Genomic DNA, 23,970 nt, shown 5'->3' with positions numbered 1-23,970 from the left:
TGCTTAATTACCTGCTTGACGATGAAGTCAGGCGAGATCAGGCAAACGACTTCTTGAACTCGGTCACGGCCGCGTTCAGTTCAGCCTCAGCGTCCTTGTCCATGGCCTTGTTGGCTTCGAGCTTGGCCATCAGGGCCGCGTTCTTGTCCTTCAGGAAGGCATGCAGGCCGTGCTCGAAAGCCAGAACCTTCTTGACTTCGATGTCGTCCATGAAACCCTTGTTCACGGCGAACAGCGTGGCGGCCATGTTGGAGATCGACAAAGGCGAGTACTGGGCCTGCTTGAGCAGTTCGGTCACGCGGGCGCCGCGGTCCAGCTGCTTGCGGGTGGCTTCGTCCAGGTCGGAAGCGAACTGCGCGAAGGCAGCCAGTTCACGGTACTGGGCCAGGTCGGTACGGATACCGCCGGACAGGTTCTTGATCAGCTTGGTCTGGGCGGCGCCACCGACGCGGGACACCGAGATACCGGCGTTGATGGCGGGACGGATACCGGCGTTGAACAGGCTGGTTTCCAGGAAGATCTGGCCGTCGGTGATCGAGATCACGTTGGTCGGCACGAAAGCGGACACGTCGCCAGCCTGCGTTTCGATGATGGGCAGCGCGGTCAGCGAACCGGTCTTGCCTTTGACCGCACCCTTGGTGAAGTCTTCCACATACTTCTCGTTCACGCGGGCTGCGCGCTCGAGCAGGCGGCTGTGCAGGTAGAACACGTCGCCGGGGTAGGCTTCGCGGCCTGGCGGACGGCGCAGCAGCAGCGAAACCTGGCGGTAGGCCACGGCCTGCTTGGACAGGTCGTCATACACGATCAGCGCGTCTTCGCCGCGGTCGCGGAAGTACTCGCCCATGGTGCAGCCGGAGTAGGCGCTGACATATTGCATGGCGGCGGACTCGGAAGCCGCGGCAGCCACGACGATGGTGTATTCCATTGCGCCGGCTTGTTCCAGTGCGCGCACCACGTTCTTGATCGAGGAAGCCTTCTGGCCGATCGCGACGTAGACGCAGGAAACGCCCTTGCCCTTCTGGTTGATGATGGCGTCGATGGCCACGGCCGTCTTGCCGGTCTGGCGGTCGCCKATGATCAGTTCGCGCTGGCCGCGACCGACGGGCACCATGGAGTCGATGGACTTCAGGCCGGTCTGCAGGGGCTGGTCGACGGATTTACGGGCGATCACGCCGGGCGCGACCTTTTCGATCACGTCGGTCATCTTGGCGTTGATCGGGCCCTTGCCGTCGATGGGCTGGCCCAGGGCGTTCACCACGCGGCCGAGCAGCTCGGGGCCGACGGGCACTTCCAGAATGCGGCCCGTGCACTTGACGGTGTCGCCTTCCGCGATGTGTTCGTATTCGCCCAAAATCACGGAACCGACCGAGTCGCGCTCGAGGTTCAGCGCCAGGCCGTAGGTGGGGGTGCCGTCGGCGGTTGCGGGGAATTCCAGCATTTCGCCCTGCATCACGTCGGACAGGCCGTGGATGCGGACGATACCGTCGGTGACGGACACCACGGTGCCCTGGTTGCGGATGTCGCTGCTGCCGGTCAAGCCTTCGATGCGGCTCTTGATCAGTTCAGAAATTTCTGCGGGATTGAGTTGCATGACTCTTTCCTTCTTTCAGTATGTTGTTGGCTAAAAACCTGCGGACTGCGCCTGGGCACCGGGCTCAGGAAACCAGCGCCACTTTCATTTGCTCTAAACGGGCTTTGACCGAGGTGTCCAGCACCTCGTCACCCACCACGACTCGCACGCCGCCTATCAGGGCCGGCTCCAGCTCAACCTGGAGATTGAGCTTCTTGCCGAAGCGTTTTTCCAGCGTTGCGGACAGGCCGGCCAGCGCCGCGCCGTCGAGCGCGAAAGCGCTGTAGACGGTCGCGTCGGAAGAACCGCTCTGCGCGTTTTTCAGGGCACGGAACTGCGCGGCGATTTCCGGCAGGACGCTGAGGCGGCCGTTCTCGATCACCGTGCGCAGGAAGTTTTTCGCGGCGTCCGGCAGCTTGGTCTTGGCAACGCCCGAAATCACGTCGAACGCCTGCGCCGAAGTGACGCCGGGGTTGCCGGCGTACTGCTGCAGCTGCGCATTCGCAGCGATGGCGGCCAGCTCTTCGAGCCAGACGGCGGTGCCGCCCAGGTCAGAGCCGGAGGCCTTGAACAGCGCTTCAGCGTAGGGACGGGCAATGGTGGCTAGTTCGGCCATGTTGGTGCTCGCTTAGAGTTCGGTCTTCAGGCGGCCCAGCAAGTCAGCATGCACACCGGCATTGACTTCCTTGCGCAGAATCTGCTCGGCGCCCTTGACGGCCAGCGCGGCTACCTGCTCGCGCAGCGCTTCGCGGGCCTTGACGGCCTGCTGCTCGGCTTCGGCCTTGGCGGCGGCAATGATCTTGCTGCCTTCTTCGGTGGCCTTGGCCTTGGCTTCTTCGATCAGGGCCTGGCCACGGCGCTCGGCTTCAGCCAGGCGCACGGCCGCTTCATTGCGAGACTTGGCCAGCTCTTCTTCCACGCGCTTGTTGGCGACGGAGAGTTCGGATTTGGCTTTGTCGGCAGCAGCAAGGCCGTCAGCGATTTTTTGCGCGCGCGCATCCAGGGCCGCCGCGATGGGTGGCCACACAAACTTCATCGTGAACCCGACCAAAATCAGGAAAACGATCAGCTGGACAATAAGGGTACCGGTAATGCTCACTGCTCATCCTTTCCCTTGGGGCCCAACCAGAGGCCGACCCGAAGGAATGACATTCTTGGGACTTTGATCAATGCTTACTTGGGCAGGTTGGCGATTTGCGCCAGGAAGGGGTTGGCAGTGGCGAACCACAGTGCAATACCCGTACCGATAATGAAAGCCGCGTCGATCAGACCGGCCAGCAGGAACATCTTGGTCTGCAGTTCGCCCATCAGTTCAGGCTGGCGTGCAGCTGCTTCGAGGTATTTGCTGCCCATGATGCCGATACCGATACAGGCGCCAACTGCGCCCAGGCCGATGATGAGGCCAGCGGCCAGAGCGACAAAACTAATAACTTCCATGATGACTCCTTAGGACTTTGGTTACGAGAGAAAAAGAAAAACTGAAAACGAAAACGGGAACAACTGATCAGTGGTGATCGTGCGCCTGGCCGATGTACACCAGCGTCAGCATCATGAACACGAAAGCTTGCAGCGTGATGATCAGGATGTGGAAAATCGCCCAGGCCGAGCCCGCGATGATGTGGCCGATGGCCAGGCCGATGCCGGTCGCCGACAGCGACCAGGCGCCGCCCATCAGGGCGATCAGCAGGAAAATCAGTTCGCCGGCATACATGTTGCCGAACAGTCGCATGCCGTGGGAGACCGTCTTGGCGACAAACTCGATGACCTGCATCAGGAAGTTGAAGGGGTACAGCGCCCAGTGGTTGCCGAAAGGCGCGGTGAAAAGCTCGTGGATCCAGCCGCCCACACCCTTGATCTTGACGTTGTAGACCAGGCAGGTGATCAGCACGCCCATGGACAGGCCCATGGTGATGGAAAGGTCGGCGGTGGGCACCGAGCGCATGTAGGCGTGGTGCGCATCATGGCCGGCAGCGCCGTAAACCCAGGCCCACAGCACCGGCAGCAGGTCGACCGGCAGCAAGTCCATGGCGTTCAGCAGGAAAATCCAGACAAACACGGTGAGAGCCAGCGGAGCGACCAGCTTGCGGCTTTGGGCGTTGTGCACAATGCCCTTGGCTTGCGCGTCGACCATTTCAACCAGGATTTCAACCGCGGCCTGGAAACGGCCGGGAACGCCGGAAGTGGCTTTGCGGGCGGCTTTCCAGAGCAGGAAGCAGCCGATCACACCCAGCAAAATGGTGAAAATGGTGGAGTCAATATTGATGACGCTCAGATCGAACGGGCCAACAAGTTCCTTGTTGCGCCAGTGCGTCAGGTGGTGAACGATGTATTCACCGGCGGTTGGACCGCCATGTCCAGCAGCATTCTCAGCAGCCATTTATTGCACGCCTCAAAGTTTGTTTTTCCTGACCGCGAACAACAGCGCGAGCCAGGACGTTTTCATTGTCACCACCAGGCCGACCAGCATGGCCGGCCAACTCAGCATCGAAACCAGCCTTGGCGCGGCAAACAACATTGCCACCGTCAAGGCGATCTTGACCATTTCCCACAAAAAGAACCCAGCCACCGCAGTGCCTGGGTTCATGGACCACACTTTGCCGGTCAAGCCGCGCGCAAACAGCGCGGCCGGAATCACCACCGCCAGCGCTCCGTAGAGCGCCGACCAGCCGGCGGACCGCTGGCCCGTCAAAGCCCAGGCGGCACACGCCACCAGAACCCCAACCACCAGTTGTCCCGCCAATACCGACCAGGGGGAGATCGACGGACTCGTTGCACGAAGCTTTTGGGCTTCTTCACGCGTCAGGGGCTTGAAACCCTCGTCGTCCGCCTCAAGCTCATATGTAACTGCCCGGGGGACCGGGTCCGTCGCCGAATTCACCGAATTTGTCATTCTGAAACCTACAAATTACGGGAAAGTTACAGGGGCCGCTATTAGCAAAGCCCTTGATTATACGTAGAAACCCCCGGACCCCATAAAAAACCCCGCTTGCGGGTGAATTAGGGGCCTCTCACGCCTGCGCCGGAGCGGGCACCAGGGGTGGTTCACAATGGGCCGGCCCACAACGCCGCACTGAAAGATCCCCCATGCACGCCCTGATGAAATTCCTGCACCTCGCCGCCGCCATTGCCTGGCTGGGCGGGATTTCCTTCATGCTGTTCGCGCTGCGCCCTGCCGCTACCGAATTACTCCCCCCGCCGCAGCGCCTGCCGCTGATCATGCAGGTCCTGCGGCGCTTCTTCGTCGCGGTGTGGCTCAGCATCGCGGTCCTGCTGCTGACGGGCCTGGCCATGCTGCTGGCGGTCGGCATGAAGAGCGCCCCCACCGGCTGGCACCTGATGTTCGGCCTGGGCCTGTTGATGTTCGCGCTCTTCGGCCACCTGTATTTCGGCCCCTATCGCCGCCTCAAGCAGGCCGTGGCCGCATCCGACTGGCCCGAAGGCGGGCGCCGCACCGGGCAGATCGCCACCCTGGCCATGGCCAACCTCGCACTGGGCGCGCTGGCGATTGCCGCCGTCATCTTTCTCGCGTGAAAAAGGCACGGCCCAAACTCCGAAAAAAACCCGGCTGGCTGGAGCGCCTGAAGGCGTCGGTGCCGACCCGCGAGGCGCTGGCCGCCCACCCCTGGCTCAGGCCTGTGGCGCACCGCCTGCTGGACCCGCAGCTGTGGCGGCTGCAGCATGAAGCCGTGGCGCGCGGCGCGGCCATCGGCATCTTCTGGGCCTTTGCGCTGCCCTTCGCGCAAATCGTCGCGGCCGCCGCCCACAGCGTCTGGTGGCGCGCCAATATTCCGGTCGCCGTCGGCATCACCTTCATCACCAACCCCTTCACCGTGGGCTTCTGGCTCTGGCTGGCCTACCAGGCCGGCAGCCTGCTGCTCGATGCGCCGCCGCCGGTGCCCATGTCCGAGGGCGCGGGTGTCGTCGGCTGGCTGGCTTCGTTTGGCGGGCCTGCCATACTGGGCATGGGCTCGTTCGCGGTGCTGGGTTCCGTCACCGGTTACCTGCTGGTCAAGCTGGCCTGGCGTTTGCGCATCTGGTTCAAGCGCCGCCGCCGTTAAACGCCGGACCCTGGACAATCGGGCATTTATTCTTCTTTATTTCCCTCTCTTCAGCTCACCATGACCACGCCTTCCAGCCTTCCCGACACGCCCTGCTACCTCAACGGCGAATACACCCCCCTCAAGGACGCGAAGATCAGCGTGATGGACCGCGGCTTCATCTTCGGCGACGGCGTGTACGAAGTGGTGCCGGCCTATGGCGGCCGGCTGTTTCGTTTTGAGCAGCACATGGCGCGCCTGGAACGCAGCCTGGCCGAGTTGCGCATTCCCAATCCGATGACCCGCGATGAATGGCAGGCCGTCGCCTTGAAGCTGATCGCTGCCCACGCGCTCTCCACCGGCACACCGGCCGAAAGCGGCAGCCAGCTGGTCTATATCCAGCTCAGCCGCGGCGTCGCCATGCGCGACCATCCCATGCTGCCCGGCCTCACGCCCACCGTGTTCGCGATGGCCAACACCATGAAGCTGCCGAGCCCGCAGCAACGCGAAGCCGGCGTGGCCTGCGTGACCGCCGACGACTTCCGCTGGGAAAAGGCCCACATCAAAAGCACCAGCCTGCTGGGCGCGGTGTTCGCACGCCAGATCAGCGTCGATGCCGGCGCGGTGGAAACGGTGATGTTTCGCGGCGGCTACCTCAGCGAAGCCGCTTCGAGCAATGTCTGGATCGCCAAGGACGGCAAGGTCCTGGGCCCGCCCAAGGACAACCTGGTGCTCGAAGGCATACGCTTCGGCCTGATCGAAGAAATCTGCCGCGCTGCCGGCATCCCTTTTGAGCTGCGCCGCATCAGCCGCGCCGAAGTGCTGGCCGCCGACGAAATCATGCTGTCATCGGCCACCAAGGAAGTGCTGCCCGTGACCCTGCTGGACGGCCAGCCCGTGGGCAACGGCCTGGAAAAGGGCAAGCCAGGCCCCATCTATGCCAAGCTGTACGCGCAATACCAGCGTGCCAAACAGGCCTGAAAGGACCTTTGCCATGACCACCTCTCCCGATACCCCGAACAACCCGAACATCATCGGCGTCCCCGGCTCCGGGCCCGCACGCCAGGAGTCGCTGATCGAATACCCCTCGCAGTTCCCCATCAAGGTCATGGGCCACAAGGTCGATGGGCTGGTCGCCGCCATCACCTCGGTGGCGCACCAGTTCGACCCGAACTTCGACGCCTCCACCATAGAGCTGCGTGAAAGCAAGGGCGGCAAATACCTGGGCGTCACCGTCACCGTCACCGCCACCAGCCGCGAACAGCTCGACGAGCTCTATCGCACGCTGTCCACGCACCCCATGGTCAAGGTGGTTCTCTAACCAAGCTCGATCGAAGCCGCAAATGCAGGCTGAAACACGCCACCTGGGCCGGGTCGACTACCTGCCCACCTACGAAGCCATGCAAGCCTTCACGGCCGCCCGCCACCCGGGCGCCGCCGAGGGCGAGCCCGATCAGCTGTGGATTTGCGAACACCCGCCGGTCTATACCCAGGGCCTGGCGGGCAAGCCGGACCATGTCCTGAATCCCGGCGCCATCCCGGTGGTGCAGACCAACCGCGGCGGCCAGGTGACTTACCACGGACCCGGCCAGGTCGTGGCCTACCCGCTGATAGACCTCAAGCGCGCCGGCTACTACGTCAAGGAATACGTCTACCGCATCGAGGAATCCGTCATCAAGACCCTGGCGCACTTCGGCGTCACCGGCCACCGCGTGGCCGGCTCGCCCGGTATTTATGTGCGCCTGGACGACCCCGCATCACATGCCGCGCTTACCGGCCCACTGCACCCGGCCGATCCCTTCCGGGGCCTGGGCAAAATCGCCGCCCTGGGCATCAAGGTCAGCCGCAATTGCACTTACCACGGCGTAGCGCTCAATGTGGCCATGGACCTGGAACCCTTCTCGCGCATCAACCCTTGCGGCTATGTGGGGCTGGAAACCACGGACCTCCGTACAATTGGCGTATCCGTCACGTGGCAGGAGGCTGCGGACGTGCTGGGGCAGAAACTCGCGACGTATCTGGCACCCTGATCTTTTTTTCCGTTCGGGCTGAGCCTGTCCAAGCCCCCGGCCGCAACCGGTAATGAGCGGATTTCGAACGGCATTGACCATGAGCACACCAGAGATCGTCAACGCGGCGACAACGCCCTCTTCCAACCCCGTGGTCCGCGACGTCCAGGCCCTGGAAGGTTACAACCCGCTGGCCAAACAAAAGGCCGCGGCCAAGCTCTCGCGCATCCCCGTCAAGGTGGTGCAGGGCGAAATGCTCAAGAAGCCCGACTGGATCCGCGTCAAGGCCGGCAGCCCGACCACGCGCTTTTACGAGATCAAGCAGATCCTGCGCGAGAACAAGCTCAACACCGTCTGCGAAGAAGCCAGCTGCCCCAACATCGGCGAATGCTTCGGCAAGGGCACGGCCACCTTCATGATCATGGGCGACAAGTGCACGCGCCGCTGCCCGTTCTGCGACGTCGGCCACGGCCGGCCCGACCCGCTGGACGTCAACGAACCGATGAACCTGGCGAAAACCATCGCGGCGCTCAAGCTCAAGTACGTGGTGATCACCAGCGTGGACCGCGACGACCTGCGCGACGGCGGCAGCGGCCATTTTGTCGAGTGCATCCAGAAGATCCGCGAGCTCTCGCCCGCCACCACGATTGAAATCCTGGTGCCCGACTTCCGCGGCCGCGACGACCGCGCGCTTGAAATCCTCAAAGCCGCGCCGCCCGACGTGATGAACCACAACCTCGAAACCGCGCCGCGCCTCTACAAAGAAGCGCGCCCCGGCAGCGACTATTCCTTCAGCCTCAACCTGCTCAAGAAGTTCAAAGCCCTGCACCCCGATGTGCCGACCAAGAGCGGCATCATGGTGGGCCTGGGCGAGACCGACGAGGAAATCCTGCAGGTCATGCGCGACATGCGCGCCCACAACATCGACATGCTGACGATCGGCCAATACCTTGCGCCATCGACCAGCCACCTGCCGGTGCGCCGCTACGTGCACCCCGACACCTTCAAGATGTTCGAAGAGGAAGCCTACAAGATGGGCTTTACCCACGCCGCCGTGGGCGCCATGGTGCGCAGCAGCTACCACGCCGACCAGCAGGCCCACGCCGCCGGCGTGGCCGACAAGGCCGATGCGGCGGCTGCCGCCCTTTGATACACGGAACATGAACGCGCCGCAAGGCTCCCTGTCGCTGCGCCGCTACGGCGCCTCCCACGGCAGCCATGCGCACCCGCATTTCCAGGTCCTGCTGGGCCTGGACGGCGTGCTCGAACTCGAGGTGCAGGGACGCGGGCGCCGCGTCGCGGCCGGCCAGGGCTGCGTGATAGCGCCCGGCGAGCACCACGACTTCGAATCGCGCGAAGGCAGCCGCTGCATCGTGCTGGACACCCCGCACGCCGGCTGGGCGCGCTGCGCCCCCGACCCAGCCCATGCCGCGCAAGCCCTGGCCCTTGGCAACTACCTGGCCCACGCGCTGCAGCAGCGCGGCAGCCTGGCCCAGCATTACGGCCCGGCCCTGCTGCTGGAATCCTGGCAGCCGCTGGCGCAGCATGCGCCGCGCACCACACGCTACCGCCGCCCCATAGACTGGGAGCAGCTGGCCGCCTGGACGCAGCAGCGCCTGCACGAACCGCTCAGCGTGGCGCAGCTCGCCACCCAGGTGTTTTTAAGCCCTACGCAGTTCGCCGCGCGCTGCCGGCGCGAAACCGGCCTCAGCGTGATGCACTGGCTGCGCCGGCAACGCCTGGAGCTGGCTTTGCAACTGCGCGGCCGCGGCATGAGCGTGGCCGATACCGCGCTGCACTGCGGCTACCACTCGCCCTCGGCACTGACGGCCGCGCTCAGGCGGCAGTCAAGTGCTTCCCTGACTCAATAGCGGTAGGGGTTGTTGGGCCGGCGGTCGTAGCGGTCGCTCACGCCATCGCCGTCACGGTCATAGCGCGGACCCGGGCCGGGGCCGCCGCGGTAATGCGGCCCGTTGTCATAAGGCACGGGATAGGCCACGCAGCCCGACAAGGCCAGAAAGCCCACGAGCGAGAGCAGGAAGATGGAAAGCTTTTTCATGAGGGTCTCCTTGAGGCTGCGAGCCTCGGTTTGTTGTCAGAACATCTGCACCCTCATTGAACGCGCCACCCGCGCCCGGGAGGTGTCTGCCACACGCCCGCCAGGTGAAACTGGTTACCGGATGTAGGCATTCCTGTAGGACGGCAGGCGCACATGGCCGGGCACGGGCCCTTCAACGTCGTTACGCGCTGGAACAGCGTCGTTGCGCGACGATGCCCCGCGCGGCGGCTTTTATGCTCGCGGCATGCCTGCCAATCTTTATGCACTGGGCGCCATCGCCCTCTGGGCCCTGCTTGCCTCGCTCGGCGTGTCGCTCAAACATGTGCCGCCTTTTCTGCTGACCGGTGTGGCGCTGCTGGTCGGCAGCCTGCTGGCCCTGCCTTTTGTGCTGCGGGACCGCGCCTTATGGAAGATTCCCGCCACCACGCTGGCGCTGGGCATCTACGGCCTTTTCGGTTTTCACTTCCTGCTCTTTATCGCGCTGCGCCATGCGCCCGCCGTCGAGGCCAACCTGGTCAACTACCTGTGGCCGCTGTTCATGGTGGTGCTGGCGCCGCTGTTTCTTCGCGGCGTGCGGCTGCGCGGCGTGCATGTGGCCGCGGCCCTGCTGGGGTTTGCCGGCGCGGCCATTGCCATCCTGGGCGCCGCCGGCGGACCCGCAACGGGCGGCTGGTCATGGGGTTATCTGCCGGCGCTGGGCTCGGCCTTGATCTGGGCCAGCTACTCGCTGATGACAAAACGCGTCGCAGCTTTTCCCACGGCGGCCATAGGATTGTTCGGCCTGGTGTCGGGCCTGCTCTCGCTGCTGTGCCACTGGGTGCTGGAGCCGGCGGCGGCCCTGTCGGCGCAAGACTGGCTGCTGCTGGCCGTGATGGGCCTGGGCCCGCTGGGCGCGGCGTTTTTCCTCTGGGACAAAGCCCTCAAGCTCGGCGACGCGCGGCAGATAGGCATCCTGAGCTACCTCACGCCGCTGGGCTCCACCGCGCTGCTGATGGGAGTCAGCGGCCGCGCGCTGAGCTGGAGCATAGGCCTGGCGGCGGCGATGATCATAGGCGCGGCGGTGCTGGGCACGCGGGCACGCTAGGGCGTGCCGCGAATGTGCGGCTTGCGAGCGCCAGGGCCAGTGCCACGGCTGCCAGCACAGTCGCCACCGCGAAGGTGATGCGCATGCCCGTCGCCACCGCTGCGGGATTCGCGGCGCTGATATCGCTGGCCGCCGAAGCCAACGCGAACACCGCGCCCATCACCGAAGCGCCCGTGATCAAGCCCAGGTTGCGCGACAAATTGAGCAGCCCGGAGACGACGCCGCGCCGGTCCGCCTGCACGTCGGCCATGACCGCCGTGTTGTTGGCGGCCTGGAACAACTGGTAGCCGGGTGTCAGCACGGCGATGGCGGCGATATAACCCGCCAGGCCGAACAGGCCCGGCAGCACGGACAGCGCCGCCGAGCCCGCCACCATGGCGGCCAGGCCCAAGGCGACCATGGCCGGCGCACCCAGGCGGTCAACCAGCCGGCCCGCCACCACCCCGCTGAGCGCGGAGATCACCGGCCCCGCCGACAGCACCAGCCCCACCATGGCCGAGCCCAGCCCCAGCGCGCGGGACAAATAGAAAGGCCCGACCACCAGCGTCGCCATCATCACCGTGGCGACCAGCACATTCATCACCAGGCTGGCGCTCAGCACGCGGTCGCGAAACATCGCCAGGCGGACCAGCGGCGATGCAACGCGTGCTTCGGCCAACACAAACAGGCCCGCGCCCAGGGCCGCCGCCAGCAGCAGCGCGATATTGAGCAAGCCGAAGCTGCCGCGCCCCAGTGTCACGGCCAGCGCATAGGCCGCAAGCGCCAGGGCCAGCAGCAGCGTGCCCACGGTATCGAAGCCAGCCTTGCCGGCCCCGGCCTTGCGATCCGGCGGCAGGTAGCGCCAGGCCATCAGCAGCGCAAGCAGGCCCAGCGGGGCATTGACGAGGAAAAGCGCCCGCCAGCCGAAGCCGGCAATCAGCACGCCGCCCAGCGAGGGGCCGAGCGCGGTGCCCACCGCCGACATGGTTCCCAGCAGGCCCATGGCGCTGCCGGTCCTGGCCTTGGGTACCGTCTCGCCGACAAACGCCATGGTCAGCGCCATCATCACGGCGGCGCCCAGGCCCTGCAGCGCGCGGGCCGCGACCAGCAGTCCCAGTGTGGGCGCAGCGGCGCACAGCAGCGACGCCGCGGTGAACAGGCCGATGCTGGCCAGCAACAGGCGCCGCCGTCCGAGCATGTCGCCCAGCCGCCCGGCGCCCACGATCAAGGTGGTGATGGCCAGCAGATAAGCCAGCACTATCCACTGCACCTCCTGGAAAGAGGCATTGAAGGCCAGCGCCAGCGTAGGCAGGCCCACATTGGCGATGCTGGTGCCCAGCGAGGACAGCAACATGGACAGCGACAGGCTGGCGAGCGCCCAGCGGACCGCGGGCTGCATGGGCGGTGATGCCACACCGGCATCGGATTGGGTATGAATTGGCTTGGACATGGACTCCGCTTTCTTATTGAGACAAGGCCCGGAACAGGGTTGTCTCAAGCGTAGGTTTTTGCATGGCGTAGCGGAAGACGCAGCATTTGCACTTTATTCGTGCGTTTGACGCCATGCCAGGTGCAGATGCGCTATGGTGCGGGCATGTCCATGCCTGATTTCAACCTGCTGGTGGTCCTCGACGTGCTGCTCGCCGAAGGCAGCGTGGCCGGTGCGGCCAGGCGTTTGCGGCTCAGCCCCTCGGCCATGAGCCGGGCGCTGGCCCGCCTGCGCGAGACCACGGGCGACCCGCTGCTGGTCAGGGCCGGGCGCGGCCTGGTTCCCACGCCCCGGGCGATTGAGCTGCGCGAGCGGGTCGGCCGGTTGGTGCAAGACACCGAAGCCGTGCTGCGCCCCGCCGAAAAGCTGGACCTGGCCCAACTGGTGCGCACCTTCACCCTGCGCACCCGCGAAGGTTTTGTGGAAAACTTCGGGCCCGCGCTGCTGGCCCGCATAGGCGCCGAAGCGCCCGGCGTGCGCCTGTGTTTTGTGCAAAAGCTCGACAAGGACAGCACGCCGCTGCGCGACGGCGACGTCGATCTCGAAACCGGTGTGATCGGCAAGGCCACGGCGCCCGAGCTGCGCGTGCAGGCGCTGTTTCGCGACCGCTTTATAGGCGTCGTGCGCGCTGGCCATGCGCTGGCTGAAGGCGAGATCACGCCCGCCCGTTATGCGGCCGCCCGGCACATCGCCGTCTCGCGGCGCGGCCTGGGCGCCGAGGCGGTGGATGAGGCCCTGGCGCCCCTGGGCCTGCAAAGGGACGTCGCCGCCATCGTCGGCAGTTTTTCGGCCGCGCTGGTGCTGGCCGGCGATTCCGACCTGGTGGCCAGCGTGCCCGAGCGCCATACCGGCAAGCTGCGCGCCGGCATGCTGAGCTTTGCCCTGCCCGTCGCCACGCCCGAGTTCACCGTGTCATTGCTGTGGCACCCACGGCTGGATGCCGATCCGGCGCACCGCTGGCTGCGCGCTTGCGTGCGCGAGGTGTGCGCGGGGCACGACACCGAACCGGCTCTATGATCAGGCCCATCAAAAAACAACGGGTCCCCCATGGAAAAGATCAGCCACGGCGCAGGCCTGTTCACGCTCAAGGAATTCCTGACGCCGCAGGAATGCGCCGTCTACATCGGCGGCAGCGAGGAAACCGGCTATGAAGAGGCCGCCATCCAGACCGCCAATGGATCTGAAATAGCTCGCGAAATCAGGAACAACGACCGGATTGTTTTTGACGATCCTGCGCTCGCGCAAACCCTGTTTGAACGCGCGCGGCCTTTGCTTCCGGATGTGCTCGACCAGTGGACCTTGTCAGGGTTCAACGAGCGCTTCCGGTTTTACCGCTATGTTCCCGGCCAGTATTTCAAATGGCACAAGGACGGGTTCTACTTCAAGAGCGACGACGAAGTCAGCCTGCTGACCTTCATCATCTACCTCAATGAAGGCTATGAAGGCGGGAACACCGAATTCCAGTGGGAGATCATCAAGCCGTCCACGGGGATGGCTCTGGTATTTCCCCATGCCATGAGGCACCAGGGCGCGCCCATTGCCAGCGGCACAAAGTATGTCCTGCGCACCGATGTGATGTACCGAAAGAACACGCCGCCGGCCAGTTGAACCGCGGCTAGCGCCACAGCACCTGCACCGCCAGCCCCGGCGCCGCGTTGCGCACCTCTAGCGTCGTGCCGTGCGCCTGCGCCACCAGCCGGCACAAGTACATGCCCAGGCCGACACCGCCGGTGGCGCGCTGGCGCGCGCCGTCGGTGCGGAAGAAAGGCTCGGTCAAATGGGCCAGTTGCTCCGGGTCCACCCCGGGGCCGAAGTCGCGCACCTCCAGCATCACGCCGCCGTCTTCCGCCCGCAGCGACAGGCTCGGCGGCCGCTCCGCCCCGGCGCTGTAGCGCAGCGCGTTGTCCAGCAGGTTGCGCAGCAGCAGGCGCACGCGCATGCGGTCCAGTTGCAGCGCCGGCAGGTCCGGCGCCAGGTCCAGCACCACGGCGGCCGCCTGCGGCATGTCGGCCGCCACCTCGCGCGCCAGCGCGGCCAGGTCCACGGCCTCGCGTTGCAAGGCCGCGTGCGGGCTGGCCAGGCGTTCGCTTTCCAGCAGGTCGCTGATCAGGTCGCGCATCTCGCCAAGGTCGCGCAGCAGCGCGTCGCGCTCGCGCGGCGCGCTGCCTTCGCCTTCCACCGGCAGCAGCTCGGCATTGAGGCGCGCGCGCGTCAGCGGCGAGCGCAGCTCGTGGCTCAGCGCCAGCAGCAAGCCGCGCTTGGCGTCCAGCATGGCCTTGATGTCGTGGGCCATGGTGTTGACGCGCGCGGCCAGGTCGCCGAGTTCGTCGCGCCGGCGCAGCGGGATGGGCGTATCGAACAGGCCGCGGCCGAAGCGCTCGGCTCCGGCGCGTATGTCGTCCAGCGGGCGCAGCAGGCGCCGCACATAGGCATAGGCACCCACCAGCAGGCACAGCAGCAGCGACAGCGTGATCCAGCCGAACATGCCGTGCGAGGGAATGGTGCCGGGGCCGAAGATCACCTTGTGGCCGTCGGCGGTGGTGCGGCTGAGCCACTCGCTGGCGCGGCCGCCGAAGAACTGCCGGTCCGGGTGCGACTGCCAGTTCACCTGCGGCCCTTCAATGCGTATCGAAATCGGCAGGCGGGCCGCCAGCGCCTGCGCGCGGCCCAGGTCGGGCGGCGAGCCGAGGTCGGCCACCAGCCTGTCCATGTAGTCGCTGACCAGAGGCCTGGCGGCGTCGCGCCAGCCGCTGGAAAACGCGCGCTGCATGCCGCCCATGAACACCGCGCCCATGGCCAGCGCCAGCAACAGAAAAACCGTAATCAGCCGCAGGCGCAGCGAATGCCCCCAGCGGTGGCGCCAGCGCTCAGGCCGCGAAGGACGGCAGCGGTTTCGCCTCATGGCGCGCCCGGCTTGCCCACCGCCAGCGTGTAGCCGGCGTTGCGCAGTGTCTTGATGCAGTCCAGCGGCTCGAGTTTTTTGCGCAGCCGGCTCACCACGATGTCGACGGCGCGCGTGTACAGCTCCGCCTCGTGGCCGCGCAGGCGGTTCAGGATGTCATCGCGGTTGAAGACCTTGCCCGGGTCAGCCGCCAGCAGCGCCAGCAGCTCGAACTCGGTGCCGGTCAGCTCGACTTTCTCGCCCAGGCGCAGCACCTCGCGGGTTTCGAGGTTGATCGCCAGGCCGTCGAACACACGGCGCGGGGCGGCCGGTGCCACCGCGCGCTGGCGCCGCAGTATGGTCTGCAGGCGCGCCACCAGTTCGCGCGGCTCAAAAGGCTTGGGCAGGTAATCGTCGGCGCCCAGCTCCAACCCGACCACACGGTCCATCACGTCGCCGCGCGCGGTCAGCATGATGACCGGGATGTCGCTTTGCTTGCGAATTTCGCGGCACAACGCGAAGCCGTCCATCTCGGGCAGCATCACGTCCAGGATGGCCGCGTCGTAGGCGCCCGCGCGCAGCAGGGCCAGGCCCTCTCCGGGGCGCAGCGCGCTGTCCAGCACAAAGTCAAAACGCGCGAAATACGCGGCCAGCGGCGCGGCCAGGTGCTCGTCGTCGTCAATCAGGAGGATGCGGGGCATGCGGCCATCATAGGGAGAAATCGGGGCCCGCCTCAGGCGTGCGCGCGGCGCGCGAAGTACAGCCCCGCCAGCAGCAAGGCGACCAGCGCGAAATGAAACACCAGGTCGGGCGCCGACTGCGGCCCTATGCCGACGGCAATGGTGAACAGGCCCACCAGCGTGCCCAGCAGCGCGAAGCCCTGGCCCAGCAGCGCCAGCTTGCGCGTGCGTGCAGACCACAGCAGGCTCAGGGCCCAGCCCACCAGCAGCACGACGGCAATCACCGCTTCGGCGATGCGGGCCTGGCCGTGGGCATGGCCTTGCAGCAGCAGGCCGGAATGCACTGCGGAGGCCGCGCCCAACAGGCCGGCTTCCAGCAGCAGAAAGCCGCGCAGCATGCGCGCAGCCCGGGCGGCTATCACCATGGGTCCTGTGGCCCCAGCCGGCCCAGGTGGGTATGGCCAAAACCCGCGCCGTACTTGAGGCCGTAGCCGAGCAGCCGGTCAAAGCCGATATGCGCGCACCAGACCAGCGCCGTGGCCAGCAACAGGGGTGAGCCACCCAGCACGCCAACGGCCAGCAGGCCCACGGCGCCTAGATAGGAATGCGCCGCGTTGTAGGCCAGCGCGCCCCAACGCGGCCCGGCGAGGTAGGCGAGGAAAGCCAGGTCAGGCAGCAGGAACAGCCCCGCGAACCAGCCCCAGCCCGCGCCGAACTGGGCATACGCCGCCACCGAGGCGGCCAGCACCACCAGGCCTTCGGCGCGCAGCAGCAGGCGCACGCCGCCGTTGGCGCTGCCGGGCGCCGCTGCTGCTTCACGGCGCGCGGCCTGTGCGATGCGCCCCGGCAAAAAGACCAGCGCCTCAGCCACGGTAACCCCAGCGGCGGCCGCGCTCCATGAAGTCGCGCACTTTCTGCTGCTGCTCGGGGCGCAGGTTGTCAAAGAAGTCGGCCGCGGCGGTGATCACCTCGGGGCTGCCGGACTGCAGGGCTGCGGTTTTTTCATCGATCAGCTTTTTGGCGCCGGCCTGGTCCAGCTTGTTGCCGGCGAACAGGCCGCGAAAGGCCTCGCGCGGTTCGGTGGCGCCGCGCAGCGCGGTGCGCTGGGCCTGCAGCTTGTCGGCCAGCACGGCGAGCTTTTGTTTTTGCGCAGCATCCAGGTCCAGGCGCGAACCAATTTTCTCGACCATGCGGGCGCGGGCTTCGGGCGAGCCCGGGTCACCATGCCAGCCGTGGCCGCCGTGCGAGCAGGCGCCCAAGCTACCGACAATGAGGGCCCCGCCAAACAGGCCGAGCAGGATTTTTTTGACGCGATGTTTCATGAAGAGCCTTGCGAGAGGTTGGAAGGTCTTCATGGTGCCCAGGCCGGGCGCCGCCGTGTTTTCGCGCCGGTTGCGGCATGTTTCGCTTTGTTTCGGCCGGGGCGGCCATCCCCTAAGATAGCTAGCGAAAAAAGGGCCGGGGGCCCGAGGAGGGATACAACACATGGATCGTCGACAATTTCTGCAGCGCGCCGCCGCACCGGCCGCCGCGCTGGCCACCCTGGGCTGGCCGGCTTTTTCGCAACCCTTGCCCGCAGGCGCCGCCGACCCGGCCGCACGCGCCGCCTCCATCGAAGCCTGGCGGCAAAGGCTGCAGGCCATGCTTGACAAGGGCCGCCTGCCCATCATCGACATGGAAGCGACCTATGTGGCCGGCACCACCAACATCCCCCAGCTCATGGCCTGGATGGACGAAATCGACATTGCGCAGATCGCTTTTGCGCCGGCGTTTTCACCGGACTCCGAGCCCTCGCTCGAGCTGCACCGTCAGTACCCCGGCTATTTCATCCCCACGACCAGCAGCGGCGAGTTCCCGCGCTGGTGGAACAACCCCGACGCCTTTGTGAGCAAGGTGGCCGGCGACCTGAAGACCGGCCGCTACCACACCATGGGGGAGTACGAATTTCGCCACTACCCGTCCCCCGAACAAGTTGAAGCCCGTAACTTCGCCCGCGACATCACTGTGCCGCTGGAAGGGCCCGCGGGCCAGGCGCTGTTCCAGCTCAGCGAAGACACCGGGACGGCCTTTCAGATCCACTATGAGATCGAAGACGCCTTGCTGCCGGTGCTGGAATCCATGCTGGCGCGCTATCCCAAAGCGCAGGTCATCTGGTGCCATCTGGGCATGGTCCGTTACCCGGAGCGCGCCAAGACCTACAACCCCGCCTATGTGGCCTCGCTGATCACGCGCTTTCCAGGCCTTCATTTCGACCTGGCGGTGCCCCGCCCGGAAAGCATCTACCGCCCCTCGGGCGCGCGCGACTCCACCCTGTTCCAGGGCGGGCGGCTGGGCAGCGAATGGCAGGCCCTGCTGGAGAAATTTCCCGAGCGATTTTTGGCGGCCAGCGACTACCGACCGCCGGTCGAATCCATGTACAGGACCGCCATGGGCCGGCAGCGCAACCTGATCCTGGCGCCCCTGAGCGAAGCCGCCCGCCACAAGATCGCCTATGGCAATGCCTGGCGGCTGGTGACCGGAAAAAACTGGGGAACCTGAAGAGCCTGAACGATCAGGCGGACTGCAGCAGCGCCGCCGGGTCTTCGCTGGCCAGCACCTCCGCCGCCCAGGGCTGGAGCTTGGAGGCATCGGCGCGCAGGATCTGCTGCTTGACCGCCAGGATTTGCGACGGGTGCATGGAAAAACTGCGCAGGCCCAGCCCCAGCAGCAGACGGGTCATGGCCACATCACCCGCCATTTCGCCGCAGACGCTCACACCCTTGCCCTGGGCATTGCACTCGGCAATGGTGTCGGCGATCAGGCGCAACACCGCCGGGTGGCAGGGGTCGTACAGGTGCGAGACGGTTTCATCGGCGCGGTCTATGGCCAGCGTGTACTGGATCAGGTCGTTGGTGCCTATCGACAAAAAGTCGAAGTACTTGAGGAAGAGCTTGAGCGTGAGCGCGGCCGCCGGGATTTCAATCATCGCGCCCAGCCGCACCGGGCCGTAAGGCGTGCCGTTGTTGTCCAGCGTCGCGCGCGCATGGTCTATCAGCGACATGGTCTGGCGAATCTCGGAAGCGTGCGCCAGCATGGGCACCAGCAGGTTGACCTGGCCATGCGTGGCCGCGCGCAGGATGGCACGCAGCTGCGTCAGGAACATGGGCGGGTCCGCCAGGCTCCAGCGTATGGCGCGCAGGCCCAGCGCCGGGTTCAGGTGGGTGTCTTGCGCCTTGGCGTGCCGGTCCAGCGGCTTGTCGGAGCCGATGTCCACTGTGCGTATCGTGACCGGCAGGCCGTGCATGCCCTCGATGGCCTTGCGGTAGGCCTGGTACTGCTCTTCCTCGTTCGGCAGCTTGCCGCTGCGCCCCATGAAGAGGAATTCGCTGCGGAACAACCCGACACCCACCGCGCCGGCCTTCACCGCGCCCAGCGTGTCGTCGGGCATTTCAATGTTGGCCAGCAGCTCGATGCGCTGCCCGTCAATCGTCAGCGAGGGCGTGTTTTTCAGCCGGTTCAGGCGCTGGCGTTCGAGCTCGCCCTGGCGCTGCTTAAAGCCGTACTCGGCCAGGATGATGGGCGAAGGGTCGACGATCAGCACGCCGGCATCGCCGTCGATGATGACCCAGTCGTCCTGCTTGATCAGCTGGCTGGCGCTGCGCGCGCCCACCACGGCCGGGATGTCCATGCTGCGCGCCACGATGGCGGTGTGCGAGGTCTTGCCGCCCACGTCGGTGGCAAAGCCGGCGAACAGGCTTTGCTTGAACTGCAGCATGTCGGCCGGCGACAAATCGTGCGCCACCAGCACCAGCGGCACGTCGGTGGTGTCGTCCAGCAACAAGTCCTGCTGCGAGAGCTTGCGGCCCGCGCCCGCCTGCGCGGCCGGCTGCACCGGCGAGGCCACACCTTTCATGTGGCGCAGGATGCGTTCCACCACCTGCTCCAGGTCGGCCTTGCGCTCGCGCAGGTATTCGTCCTCCATCTCGTCGAACTGGCGCGCGATGATTTCGTACTGCGTGGTCAGCGCCCACTCGGCGTTGTAGTGGCGGTCCGTGATCCAGTGCTTGACGCCGCTGATCAGCTGCTCGTCCTGCAGCAGCATCAGGTGCACGTCAAGCAGCGCGGCCAGCTCATGCGGCGCGTCCTTGGGCAGGTCCTGCTGCAGGCGCGTGATTTCTTCCATCACCGCGTTGCGCGAAATCCGCACCCGCGTGATTTCATCGGCCGTCTTGTCGTCCTCGATGAAATAGTGCGCCACGTCGGCGCGGCTGGACGCGACGAGCACGGCGCGGCCAATCGCGATGCCGCGTGAAACGGCGAGACCGTGGACGGAAAAAGTCATGGTTTTTTATCCTGCGTAGAGGAAGGCGACTTGCTGCGCGGACCGCCCGGTGCCAGCATCGGGAATGCATTCAGGACACGATCGAACAACTCGCGGGAGCGTGCGCGCTCTTCATTGATTTCCATCGGAGCGCGCCGCGACAGCACGGCTATGTCCAGCCGGCCTTCGCCCAGCAGGCGCATGTCCACGTCGAAGTCAGCCGGCGATTGCAGCCCGGCTGCAGCACCCAGCACGCGCTCATCGGGCCTGGACACCTGCGCGGCCGTGCGATCCTGGCTGAAGGCGGGGCCCCCTTCCGTCAGGGCGTCCGTCGCAGCCTGGTAAAGGTCCGGCTGGCGGCGCCCCACGGTAAGCCGCACGGAAGTCTGCGGCACAGAGAAGCGGCCGGTGTCTTGCGGCTGGATGCGGCGCCACGCTTGCTGCTGTTGCGCACGCGGCAGGCCTTGCGCATGGTCTGGCTCGACGGGCAGCGCAGCCAGCGTCTGCTGAATTTGCGTCTGCAGCGCCGTGCGCTCCGTCGCCTCAAGCCCGCGCACGTCGAAGAAGCCAAGCGCCGCCAGCGGCCGACAACCCGCGAGCGGATGCGGGGGGGCACCGTGCGCTGAAACACCCGACAAGACAATGCGATAGACCGCCGCGTCCCTGGTGACCGGAAAGCGATAAGTGGCGTAAATGACCTCGCGGTTCTCACGCCGCACGGGAACCGCCACGTGGACGAATCGCGCCCCACGGTCCAGCGTTATCGCGCTGGCTTCGCGGCCGTTGGCGGAGATGTCGATGGCCTGCGTCGCGGCAAGCGCCTTAAGTTGCGCGGGCCCGTCGAAAGTCGCCCCATCAGCCACCAGCCCGGCGCGCGCGAGCGCGGCACTGTAATGCACAGCCTGCGGGCGCTTGCCAAGCCTGCCGCCAGCCAGCAATGCCACCTGCACCGGCAAGGGCATCAGGCAAAGATCACCGGAGTCGGCATTGAAGCTCCAGGTGCCCAGCCATGGCCCGGACCCGTCAGGAGCCAATGCCGCAGCGTGGCGGAAATGGCCATCCGGCGCCAGCAAAAACTCCCCCGCCTCGCTGCGAAAAAACCCACTTCCCGATGCCAACTGCTGCCGGACCGCCTCGCCAAACGGCCGTACGCTCAAAGCTTGAGCCGGCACCGGCCAGGCTGAAACAACCGAGAGTAAAAACATCAGCGCGCCGGCCGGCAAGGCGGCGCGGCGCCAGTTATGCGGCAGAGATCCGGGCTGGTCGCAGGCTGTCATGCGCCGCAGTGGCAGCGCTTGGGTGGTGGGCCCGGCCGGCGCGTTCATTCACCTTCACCGAACTTGTCCGCGATCAGCGCCAGGATGGCCTCCATCGCCGCCTGCTCGTCATTGCCGTTGGTCTCGACTTCGACGGTGCTGCCCAGGCCGGCGGCCAGCATCATGACGCCCATGATGCTTTTGGCATTGACGCGGCGCTCGCCCTTGCTCATCCAGACTTCGCAGCCGAAGCTGCCGGCGAGTTTGGTGAGCTTGGCGGAGGCGCGGGCGTGCAGGCCCAGCTTATTGCTGATGTTCGTGCTGGTCTTGATCATGGTTTCGGCGCACCTGGTTTTGCGGTGCGGTAATGGCCACCTGCATCACGCCCTGCGTGGCCCCTATGAGGGCGCGCGCCACCAGGGCGTCGAGCGACTCGTGCCGGTAGGACACGGTGCGCAGCAGCATGGGCAGGTTGATGCCGGTGATGAGTTTGGAATGAACGCCGTCGACTAACTTTTGCGCCACGTTGCAGGGCGTGGCCCCGAAGACGTCGGCCAGCACCAGCGCGTGCGAGGTGCCCAGCTGCGCCAGCATGATGCGGGCCTGGGCCAGGGTTTCCTCGGGCGGCATGTTGGGCTGCACGTCCAGCGCTGCGACGCCGGGCGCGTTGTCGGGGAACACATGCAGCACGCACTGCCGCAGGGCGGAGGCCAGCGGGGCGTGGGCGATGATGAAGATGCCGTTCATGGGTTTTCGGGTTCCACTGAATTATCGGCGCGCACACTGAGGAAATACCCATATGAGGCGATACAACAACACAATAACACCCCCATGGCCGCCTGGAAGCTCGCTACCGTCCCCAAGCCCAGGGCGGCAAACACGTCGATCAGCAGGCCTATGCCCCACTGCACGACAAACACACCGGCAAAAATCATCAGGTTGTAGGCCGACAGCGCCCGCCCCGCCAGCGCGGGTTTAAACGCCATGCCCACCGCCGGCTGCGCCAGCCCCATGACGCTGCAGCCCATGCAAAACAGCGCCCAGCCCAGCCAGCCGGTGGACGCGCCGGCCGCGATGTTGAAAGCCAGCAGCGCGATGCTGACCGGCACGCCCCAGGTGATCAGCCGCGTCGCCGACCAGCCCTGGCGCGACAGCCAGGGGTTGACCATGCCCCAGCTCCAGAAGGTCGCCAGCATGGTGGCATTGATATAAAAGAGGCCGGTGGCCGCCTGCAGCGGCGTGTAGCCCGCCACCTTGACCATCCAGGGGCCGGCCCACAAGGTCTGCACCGCGACCAGCCCGCCGTAGTTGAAAAACGCCATGGGCGTCATCTTGCGGAAATAGCGGCTGCGCCAGATGGGCGCATAGCCCGCCTCGGCAGGAGCCGCAGGCGAAGCGGCATGGTTCAGTTTCCATGCCGGCGCCACCCACGCGATGGCCGCCATGGACAGCACAATCATGGCCGCCAGTATCCAGAACAGCGGCCGCCAGCCGGTCACCGGCATCAGCCACTGCACCGGCAGCGTAGAGGCCAGCATGCCCAGCGAGCCCGTCATCAGCATCCAGGAATTGGCGCGCAACACCGTGCCCGGCTCAAACCAGCGGCGGTAGCCCGTGAGCGGCGCCATCAGGCAGGCGCTCACACCCATACCCACCAGCACACGCGCCGCCAGCAGCCAGGCAAAACTCGTCGCCAGCGAAAACGCCAGGCAGCCCAGCACGGCGATGCTCAAAAAACTCAGGATCACGCGCTTGGGGCCGTGGCGATCCAGCCAGGCGCCCAGCGGCAACTGCGTGGCCGCAAAGCCCAAAAAATAACCGCCGGCCAACAGCCCCAGGTCGCGCGCATGCAGCGAAAAATCCTGCGTCAGCACAGGCGACAAAGTAGCCGTGATGGCCCGCACCAGCGCCGAACAAAAGTAGGCCGCGGCAAAGGCCAGAAACACGATGGCCCCCGTCCAGGCATCGAGCCGGCCGGCTTCGGAGGGCGCGGCCGCTGCATTGCGCGCGGCGGACAAAGAGGTTTCGGCGCTGGCCGTCATTCGAATTTCAGGCTGGAGAAAAAGGTCTCGGCAACCTCGGGCGCAATGCGGTCGGCATACAGCACCACCTGGAAGGCCTGAGAGCCCTGGGCGAAATAGGCGGCCTGCCCCTGCACCACCGCACCGTCGGCGCGCCGGCCCTGGGCCTTGACCAGCACGGCTGAAGCGCCCGGAACCTTGAGCGGCGACACCTGCGCGGGCCCGGCTTTCATATTCGCCAGCGTCAGGCTTTGCCACTGCGCGAGCACGGGCGCGGCCTGGCCAGCATCACCCAGCTGCGCCACCGCCACGGCAAAGGTCGCGCCGCCGGCATCGCAGCCCAGCATGGACAGCGGCGTCGCCGGACCGCCCAGGGGCACGGTCTTTTGCGCCTTGTCGGGTTTGCAGGGCAGCAGCAGCGCCAGGCGCGTGCCCTCGGGCCGCACTTCGCGCCAGTTCAGGGCGGGGCTGCAGGCCGCGATCAAGGTTTGGAGCAGGACCAGCGCGGCCCATAAAAACGGAGCTGCCACCGGCCGCGGCACGGAGTGTGCGGCGGTATCGCCGCGAATCGTAAGCATGCCTTCAACTTTACAGTGATTCATGCA

At 66.0% G+C, this 23,970-nt stretch carries 30 protein-coding genes; 11 read left to right on the top strand and 19 right to left on the bottom strand.

What is annotated here, in order from left to right; genetic code table 11:
• Positions 1-37: 37 nt before the first annotated feature.
• From atpA to AC1DXS_RS11920, 6 genes are all read right to left on the bottom strand, one after another.
• Positions 38-1,591 (bottom strand): F0F1 ATP synthase subunit alpha, encoded by a 1,554-nt coding sequence (atpA, locus tag AC1DXS_RS11945; RefSeq protein WP_477737708.1) that lies wholly within the window; start codon positions 1,589-1,591, stop codon positions 38-40.
• A 64-nt stretch (positions 1,592-1,655) separates the two neighbouring features.
• Complete coding sequence (locus AC1DXS_RS11940; RefSeq protein WP_477737707.1) at positions 1,656-2,186, bottom strand: F0F1 ATP synthase subunit delta; 531 nt, start codon at positions 2,184-2,186, stop codon at positions 1,656-1,658.
• A gap of 12 nt (positions 2,187-2,198) precedes the next feature.
• A complete protein-coding gene (locus AC1DXS_RS11935; protein ID WP_413328632.1) occupies positions 2,199-2,669 on the bottom strand; it encodes a F0F1 ATP synthase subunit B in 471 nt (156 codons plus the stop codon).
• Between the two features lie 74 nt (positions 2,670-2,743).
• Positions 2,744-3,007, bottom strand: coding sequence for a F0F1 ATP synthase subunit C (gene atpE / locus AC1DXS_RS11930; RefSeq protein ID WP_007868969.1), 264 nt, complete (start codon positions 3,005-3,007; stop codon positions 2,744-2,746).
• 67 nt (positions 3,008-3,074) lie between these two features.
• Positions 3,075-3,947: a F0F1 ATP synthase subunit A gene (atpB, locus tag AC1DXS_RS11925; RefSeq protein WP_477737706.1), complete on the bottom strand. Its 873-nt coding sequence runs from the start codon at positions 3,945-3,947 to the stop codon at positions 3,075-3,077.
• Between the two features lie 12 nt (positions 3,948-3,959).
• Positions 3,960-4,460, bottom strand: coding sequence for an ATP synthase subunit I (locus tag AC1DXS_RS11920; RefSeq protein ID WP_477737705.1), 501 nt, complete (start codon positions 4,458-4,460; stop codon positions 3,960-3,962).
• A 194-nt stretch (positions 4,461-4,654) separates the two neighbouring features.
• Between AC1DXS_RS11920 and AC1DXS_RS11915 the strand changes: the two genes are divergently transcribed.
• The 7 genes from AC1DXS_RS11915 (at position 4,655) to AC1DXS_RS11885 (ending at position 9,487) form a co-directional block, all read left to right on the top strand.
• Positions 4,655-5,101, top strand: a complete 447-nt coding sequence (locus AC1DXS_RS11915) for a DUF4149 domain-containing protein (protein ID WP_477737704.1) — start codon at positions 4,655-4,657, stop codon at positions 5,099-5,101.
• Positions 5,098-5,628 carry a DUF2062 domain-containing protein gene (locus AC1DXS_RS11910; protein WP_477737703.1) on the top strand — a complete coding sequence of 177 codons (531 nt, stop codon included), beginning with the start codon at positions 5,098-5,100 and terminating at the stop codon, positions 5,626-5,628. The genes AC1DXS_RS11915 and AC1DXS_RS11910 overlap by 4 nt, the downstream gene beginning before the upstream one ends.
• 60 nt (positions 5,629-5,688) lie before the next feature.
• Positions 5,689-6,588, top strand: a complete 900-nt coding sequence (locus AC1DXS_RS11905) for a D-amino acid aminotransferase (protein WP_477737702.1) — start codon at positions 5,689-5,691, stop codon at positions 6,586-6,588.
• 13 nt (positions 6,589-6,601) lie between these two features.
• On the top strand, positions 6,602-6,928 hold the full coding sequence (locus AC1DXS_RS11900) for an HP0495 family protein (protein WP_477737701.1): 327 nt from the start codon (positions 6,602-6,604) through the stop codon (positions 6,926-6,928).
• Between the two features lie 22 nt (positions 6,929-6,950).
• Positions 6,951-7,637 (top strand): lipoyl(octanoyl) transferase LipB, encoded by a 687-nt coding sequence (gene lipB, locus AC1DXS_RS11895; RefSeq protein WP_477737700.1) that lies wholly within the window; start codon positions 6,951-6,953, stop codon positions 7,635-7,637.
• Between the two features lie 79 nt (positions 7,638-7,716).
• Positions 7,717-8,766, top strand: coding sequence for a lipoyl synthase (gene lipA, locus AC1DXS_RS11890; protein ID WP_477737699.1), 1,050 nt, complete (start codon positions 7,717-7,719; stop codon positions 8,764-8,766).
• Between the two features lie 10 nt (positions 8,767-8,776).
• Entirely contained in the window at positions 8,777-9,487 is a 711-nt protein-coding gene (locus AC1DXS_RS11885; protein ID WP_477737698.1) for a helix-turn-helix domain-containing protein, read from the top strand.
• On the opposite strand, the gene AC1DXS_RS11880 is transcribed toward AC1DXS_RS11885, so the two are convergent.
• Positions 9,481-9,675, bottom strand: coding sequence for a hypothetical protein (locus AC1DXS_RS11880; protein ID WP_477737697.1), 195 nt, complete (start codon positions 9,673-9,675; stop codon positions 9,481-9,483). The two genes, AC1DXS_RS11885 and AC1DXS_RS11880, sit on opposite strands and share 7 nt — an antisense overlap.
• 244 nt (positions 9,676-9,919) lie before the next feature.
• Between AC1DXS_RS11880 and AC1DXS_RS11875 the strand changes: the two genes are divergently transcribed.
• Positions 9,920-10,759, top strand: a complete 840-nt coding sequence (locus tag AC1DXS_RS11875; RefSeq protein WP_477737696.1) for a DMT family transporter — start codon at positions 9,920-9,922, stop codon at positions 10,757-10,759.
• On the opposite strand, the gene AC1DXS_RS11870 is transcribed toward AC1DXS_RS11875, so the two are convergent.
• Entirely contained in the window at positions 10,722-12,188 is a 1,467-nt protein-coding gene (locus AC1DXS_RS11870) for an MFS transporter (protein ID WP_477737695.1), read from the bottom strand. The two genes, AC1DXS_RS11875 and AC1DXS_RS11870, sit on opposite strands and share 38 nt — an antisense overlap.
• A gap of 144 nt (positions 12,189-12,332) precedes the next feature.
• Between AC1DXS_RS11870 and AC1DXS_RS11865 the strand changes: the two genes are divergently transcribed.
• A complete protein-coding gene (locus tag AC1DXS_RS11865) occupies positions 12,333-13,244 on the top strand; it encodes a LysR family transcriptional regulator (RefSeq protein ID WP_477737694.1) in 912 nt (303 codons plus the stop codon).
• A gap of 30 nt (positions 13,245-13,274) precedes the next feature.
• Entirely contained in the window at positions 13,275-13,835 is a 561-nt protein-coding gene (locus AC1DXS_RS11860) for a prolyl hydroxylase family protein (protein WP_477737693.1), read from the top strand.
• A 7-nt stretch (positions 13,836-13,842) separates the two neighbouring features.
• On the opposite strand, the gene AC1DXS_RS11855 is transcribed toward AC1DXS_RS11860, so the two are convergent.
• Genes AC1DXS_RS11855 through AC1DXS_RS11835 form a run of 5 tightly spaced genes read right to left on the bottom strand, consistent with a single transcriptional unit; the run spans position 13,843 to position 17,110 of the window.
• Positions 13,843-15,129, bottom strand: a complete 1,287-nt coding sequence (locus tag AC1DXS_RS11855) for a sensor histidine kinase (protein WP_477737692.1) — start codon at positions 15,127-15,129, stop codon at positions 13,843-13,845.
• Complete coding sequence (locus AC1DXS_RS11850) at positions 15,126-15,809, bottom strand: response regulator transcription factor (protein ID WP_477737691.1); 684 nt, start codon at positions 15,807-15,809, stop codon at positions 15,126-15,128. The genes AC1DXS_RS11855 and AC1DXS_RS11850 overlap by 4 nt, the downstream gene beginning before the upstream one ends.
• Positions 15,810-15,841: 32 nt before the next feature.
• A complete protein-coding gene (locus AC1DXS_RS11845) occupies positions 15,842-16,213 on the bottom strand; it encodes a hypothetical protein (RefSeq protein WP_477737690.1) in 372 nt (123 codons plus the stop codon).
• Positions 16,207-16,659, bottom strand: a complete 453-nt coding sequence (locus AC1DXS_RS11840; protein WP_477737689.1) for a DUF4260 domain-containing protein — start codon at positions 16,657-16,659, stop codon at positions 16,207-16,209. Before AC1DXS_RS11840 ends, AC1DXS_RS11845 begins: the two co-directional genes overlap by 7 nt.
• A complete protein-coding gene (locus AC1DXS_RS11835) occupies positions 16,652-17,110 on the bottom strand; it encodes a Spy/CpxP family protein refolding chaperone (protein ID WP_477737688.1) in 459 nt (152 codons plus the stop codon). Before AC1DXS_RS11835 ends, AC1DXS_RS11840 begins: the two co-directional genes overlap by 8 nt.
• Positions 17,111-17,273: 163 nt before the next feature.
• Between AC1DXS_RS11835 and AC1DXS_RS11830 the strand changes: the two genes are divergently transcribed.
• Positions 17,274-18,326, top strand: a complete 1,053-nt coding sequence (locus tag AC1DXS_RS11830) for an amidohydrolase family protein (protein ID WP_477737687.1) — start codon at positions 17,274-17,276, stop codon at positions 18,324-18,326.
• Between the two features lie 13 nt (positions 18,327-18,339).
• Here AC1DXS_RS11830 and ptsP read toward each other — a convergent pair whose 3' ends face one another.
• The 6 genes from ptsP to AC1DXS_RS11800 are packed head-to-tail and all read right to left on the bottom strand — an operon-like array spanning position 18,340 to position 23,943.
• On the bottom strand, positions 18,340-20,109 hold the full coding sequence (ptsP, locus tag AC1DXS_RS11825) for a phosphoenolpyruvate--protein phosphotransferase (protein ID WP_477737686.1): 1,770 nt from the start codon (positions 20,107-20,109) through the stop codon (positions 18,340-18,342).
• Positions 20,106-21,413, bottom strand: a complete 1,308-nt coding sequence (locus AC1DXS_RS11820) for a hypothetical protein (protein WP_477737685.1) — start codon at positions 21,411-21,413, stop codon at positions 20,106-20,108. The genes ptsP and AC1DXS_RS11820 overlap by 4 nt, the downstream gene beginning before the upstream one ends.
• Positions 21,410-21,679, bottom strand: coding sequence for an HPr family phosphocarrier protein (locus AC1DXS_RS11815; protein ID WP_007869021.1), 270 nt, complete (start codon positions 21,677-21,679; stop codon positions 21,410-21,412). Before AC1DXS_RS11815 ends, AC1DXS_RS11820 begins: the two co-directional genes overlap by 4 nt.
• Positions 21,648-22,091 (bottom strand): PTS sugar transporter subunit IIA, encoded by a 444-nt coding sequence (locus AC1DXS_RS11810; protein ID WP_477713814.1) that lies wholly within the window; start codon positions 22,089-22,091, stop codon positions 21,648-21,650. Before AC1DXS_RS11810 ends, AC1DXS_RS11815 begins: the two co-directional genes overlap by 32 nt.
• Complete coding sequence (locus tag AC1DXS_RS11805) at positions 22,088-23,386, bottom strand: MFS transporter (protein WP_477737684.1); 1,299 nt, start codon at positions 23,384-23,386, stop codon at positions 22,088-22,090. Before AC1DXS_RS11805 ends, AC1DXS_RS11810 begins: the two co-directional genes overlap by 4 nt.
• The gene (locus tag AC1DXS_RS11800) at positions 23,383-23,943 is read right to left on the bottom strand and encodes a hypothetical protein (RefSeq protein ID WP_477737683.1); all 561 of its coding nucleotides are present in this window, start codon (positions 23,941-23,943) and stop codon (positions 23,383-23,385) included. Before AC1DXS_RS11800 ends, AC1DXS_RS11805 begins: the two co-directional genes overlap by 4 nt.
• Positions 23,944-23,970: the final 27 nt, after the last annotated feature.

The sequence above is a fragment of the Polaromonas sp. P3_B1 genome, from assembly GCF_056402935.1.
The sequence above is the reverse complement of the archived record's forward strand: the minus strand, read 5'-3'. Positions and strand labels throughout refer to the sequence as shown.